Genomic DNA, 400 nt, shown 5'->3' on the forward strand with positions numbered 1-400 from the left:
GCACCTGGTCGAGATGGTCGCGGCCATAGAGATGCCTGAGCGCGACGTATTCCAGCGCGACGCCGAGCAGCAGCGTGGCGCCGAGCGCCAGCAGCGCACCGAGCACGAAGCTGCCGGTCCAGGCCACGAAGGTCGCCGCGAAATAGGCGCCCATCATGTAGAGCGAGCCATGCGCCAGGTTGACGAAGTCCATGATGCCGAACACCAGCGTGAGGCCGGCCGCCAGCAGGAAGAGCAGCAGGCCGAATTGCAGGCCATTCAGCAGTTGTTCGACGACGAGATACATCGTGAGGCTACGTCACCTTGAGCGAAGCGGGTTGGGGTGTCCGCGCATTGCACGCTGCGCGTTCTCCCTCGCCCCGCTCTTGCGGGGAGAGGTCAATCGCGAAGCGATTGGGTG

General features: G+C 64.8%; 1 protein-coding gene. It reads right to left on the minus strand.

Annotated features, from left to right (window positions below; all coding sequences use genetic code 11):
- Positions 1-286 (minus strand): ABC transporter permease subunit (locus GPA22_RS22520; protein ID WP_425483976.1); only part of this gene is annotated, 286 nt, incomplete at its 3' end.
- Between the last annotated feature and the right edge of the window lie 114 nt (positions 287-400).

The organism is Aromatoleum toluvorans (assembly GCF_012910905.1).
Lineage (GTDB): Bacteria > Pseudomonadota > Gammaproteobacteria > Burkholderiales > Rhodocyclaceae > Aromatoleum > Aromatoleum toluvorans.